5 protein-coding genes are annotated in these 2491 nt (G+C 46.6%); 2 read left to right on the top strand and 3 right to left on the bottom strand.

What is annotated here, in order from left to right:
- Nucleotides 1-157: 157 nt before the first annotated feature.
- Both PPL9_RS32270 and PPL9_RS03155 read left to right on the top strand, forming a co-directional pair.
- Entirely contained in the window at nucleotides 158-457 is a 300-nt protein-coding gene (locus PPL9_RS32270; RefSeq protein WP_161831193.1) for a hypothetical protein, read from the top strand.
- A gap of 56 nt (nucleotides 458-513) precedes the next feature.
- Complete coding sequence (locus PPL9_RS03155) at nucleotides 514-705, top strand: YqaE/Pmp3 family membrane protein (protein WP_057461298.1); 192 nt, start codon at nucleotides 514-516, stop codon at nucleotides 703-705.
- Between the two features lie 77 nt (nucleotides 706-782).
- Here PPL9_RS03155 and PPL9_RS03150 read toward each other — a convergent pair whose 3' ends face one another.
- The 3 genes from PPL9_RS03150 to PPL9_RS03140 are packed head-to-tail and all read right to left on the bottom strand — an operon-like array spanning nucleotide 783 to nucleotide 1533.
- Nucleotides 783-1001, bottom strand: a complete 219-nt coding sequence (locus PPL9_RS03150; protein WP_152986578.1) for a hypothetical protein — start codon at nucleotides 999-1001, stop codon at nucleotides 783-785.
- A 28-nt stretch (nucleotides 1002-1029) separates the two neighbouring features.
- Nucleotides 1030-1239 carry a hypothetical protein gene (locus tag PPL9_RS03145; RefSeq protein ID WP_057461290.1) on the bottom strand — a complete coding sequence of 70 codons (210 nt, stop codon included), beginning with the start codon at nucleotides 1237-1239 and terminating at the stop codon, nucleotides 1030-1032.
- A 48-nt stretch (nucleotides 1240-1287) separates the two neighbouring features.
- A complete protein-coding gene (locus PPL9_RS03140; protein ID WP_057460966.1) occupies nucleotides 1288-1533 on the bottom strand; it encodes a hypothetical protein in 246 nt (81 codons plus the stop codon).
- Between the last annotated feature and the right edge of the window lie 958 nt (nucleotides 1534-2491).

Below are 2491 nucleotides of genomic sequence, written 5' to 3'. Positions count from 1 at the left end.
ATCTGCGTGAGCCCATTGAGACGCTCTGTTGCCGAGAACCCGGTGACCAGCAACTCCGCGTTGGGCTGCGCAGGAGCTGCAAAGGTGAAGGCCAGATCCTGCTCCTGAAGGAGCTGAGGGATTTGGACTATGGCATTCATGAAAAACTCGCTGGCAAATGAAAAAACAAAGAAACTGCAATAAAACAACACAGGATCAATTTTACCTGTCGGGAAGTGTCTTGAGCGAAACTGGTCTGAACCTGAGCTGTATCGTGCTTCAGGGAGGATCTTGGCCCAAAGAACCAGCTTCGATGAAATCGGCTCATAAAGATCAAGAAACAAGCAAATCTGGCCGCTCTGTGCTGCGCGTCCTGATGAAGAAAAGACTTGGAACGAGCAGTTCAAATGCGCAATACATCAGTGTTTACAAATCCATGGCTCAGCCATGTTTGCGGATAAAGGCGCTGATCTCATGACCGCGCAAGACTGCGCCAGGTGGAGTTATCTTTTCATTCCTGCGGAGATTTCATTTATGCGTTTAATTCTGGCTCTTGTGCTTCCCTTTGTTGTGTTCTTCACAATCAACCGCCCGTTTCAGGGGATCTTTTGCCTGTTGCTTCAGATCACCGTGATTGGCTGGATACCAGCGGCCATTTGGGCCGTGTATGCACTGGGGCAATATAAGACCGACAAGAAAATCAGGACTATGCAGCGCTCCAACTGAGCATCACCAATACGGTTGATACAGCACAAAAGAAAAGCGGCCTGCTATGAACAGACCGCTTTGATAACAATGTCAGGTCAATGTAAATTTAAGTCGGGCGGCGAGAACCTGGCCCACATTCTTGCTTTGTTGCCACTGCCAAACCCCGCACCGTTTTCGTCCCAGATTTCGCCGTCAATATTGATGTAACCGTATACTGGGAATTCCTCACAGCCACTTGCGACCCAAAATAAGACTTTATCGCCCTTGTTGTAAGTATCCATTGTACGCCAATTGAGCGTTGTTTGAATGCTCATATCAATCACCAAATATTTAGAAATGAAATTAGTTGGAAAGTTCCTCCAAGAGGCTATTGAGCAGCGAAATAACTGACTGCTTATCGTCCTGATCGCAGATATGCTCTGCCACATCGGCCCCGATTTGAGCCTGCGGATTATCCGATATTGCGACCAGAGCATAAGCCAGCTCCTCAGTGTCGCCCTGAAGCTGTTCGCCTACTGCAGAACCGCTGACATTAACTTCAAAATTAAGCATATATAACCTCACATGAGTTTGTGAACGTGCCGATCATAGGATCTGTTTTTATGCCTCTTCATCAATGACATCGGCCTTATCAATCGAGAACGCTTCCAGAGCAGCTTCCATTGCCGTTTCAACCAATCCCATTTCAGGTTGATAGGATCTGTAGGATGCATAGGCTAGAATGAGCGTGACTGCTGCATGCACTGCTTTGTCGGTATCTGGCGTACCTCTCAGAGCCGTGTAGATCTTTTCTTCAGCCTCGTTTGAGGCTTCTGGGATTAAGGCCAGATGTGTTTGGGTTCCCATAAAACTTGCTCCTTGTTGGAGATGAGTTAAGTGTCCACTCCCCTCCCCCTCTGGGAGGTTCGTTTCACTTTTCTCGTCATTGGAAGCCGTTCAGTGTGGTCAAGGTCATTCTTTGAATGCCTGCTTGCAGGTTGCCTTGACCATGCTGAAGGGAGACTTTAAAGAACAGCAGGTAATGGAAGCCGCAGAGCGGCTTGCCGTGTTTGTTTGCACGAGGGACAGTCCCCGCATGGCCGAGACAGACAGTGGAGCGCTTTAGGTTGAGTTTTGCCGTTGCTGGCTCGTTAGAGACTGCAGGGGGAAATTATGAGACCTTAAGTGTGGAGGTGTGTGGCTTGGTAAGCGCCAAAGGCGCGTGGACAGGCCCGGTCTGCACAGCAGACGTGCCCCTGCACTATTGCTTCTTCTGTTCCAAAAACAGGCCCATTCATTCATCTGAGATCAGCTTCAGAACTTCGTACTCATCGTGATCACCTATCTTGCGATGCAGCAATTCATACCTTTCTTCCAGAAAAACGACTTACAGAACTGAAAAATAATGCAAATTAAACTTCATTAGCTGATCTAGCGCCATAAGCACATTTGAATGTATCTTGTCAAAAATGTACCTTAACAGATTGATATATTTCACTAATATATAATGCAAACTAAACCACAACAGTTCACCTGAGCCCACGTTAGACAACTGGAAATGACCGAGGTACAGATTCAGATAGAACTTCGGGTACGATTGGCCTATCTGATCATTTCCAGAGCAATCGCCTCATGTAGAGAATTATAATTCATTATTGTTATCAGTTGGATACACCAGGTCATCACCTTACAACTAGCAATTTATGCACTGTTCGTTGTTTTGCTGAAGCTCAGATTGCAACCAACTTGAGAACTCCCGATCCAACTCCAGATCTTAGAACCTCTTAAGTTCGCTACCCGCTTAAAAAGCTGTTTTTAAATTCTT

Origin of the sequence: Pseudovibrio sp. POLY-S9 (assembly GCF_001431305.1) — a bacterium.
Lineage (GTDB): Bacteria > Pseudomonadota > Alphaproteobacteria > Rhizobiales > Stappiaceae > Pseudovibrio.
Note: the sequence above shows the minus strand (reverse complement) of the source record. Positions and strands in the feature narration are given on the sequence as shown.